The organism is Chloroflexaceae bacterium (assembly GCA_025057155.1).
Lineage (GTDB): Bacteria > Chloroflexota > Chloroflexia > Chloroflexales > Chloroflexaceae > JACAEO01.
Genome location: JANWYD010000136.1, coordinates 1 through 575, shown reverse-complemented (window position 1 = coordinate 575; position 575 = coordinate 1). Strand labels below are relative to the sequence as shown.

The window sequence follows — 575 nt, the reverse complement described above, 5'->3', positions numbered from 1 at the left end:
AGCTCAACGGGGCGACCGGCAACTTCAACGCCCATGCCGTCGCCCTCCCGGCGATCGACTGGCCGGCCCTCGCCGAGCGCTTCGTGCGCGGCCTCGGGCTCGAGCCCAACCCGCTCACCACCCAGATCGAGCCCCACGACTGGATCGCCGAGCTCGCCCACGCCCTGCTGCGCATCGCCACCGTGCTGCTCGATCTCGCCCGCGATCTGTGGGGCTACATCGCCCTCGGCTACTTCCGCCAGCGCGCGGTCGCCGGGGAGGTCGGAAGCTCGACCATGCCGCACAAGGTCAATCCCATCGACTTCGAGAACGCCGAGGGCAACCTCGGCCTCGCCCGCGCCCTCCTCGGCCACCTCGCGGAGAAGCTCCCGGTCTCGCGCTGGCAGCGCGACCTCTCCGACTCCACCGTGCTGCGCAGCCTCGGCGTCGCGGTCGGGCACTTCCAGCTCGGCCTTCGCGGCATCGACCGCGGGCTCGCCAGGATCGCCCCCGACGAGGAGTGCCTCGCCGCCGACCTCGAGCGCCACTGGGAGGTGCTCGCCGAGGCGATCCAGACGGTGAAGATCGGAAGAGCG

Annotated in this window: 1 protein-coding gene; it reads left to right on the top strand. The window is 71.8% G+C overall.

Annotated features, from left to right (window positions below; all coding sequences use genetic code 11):
- Window positions 1–575: lyase family protein (locus tag NZU74_20670; GenBank protein ID MCS6883738.1), on the top strand; the 575-nt coding region annotated here is incomplete at both ends.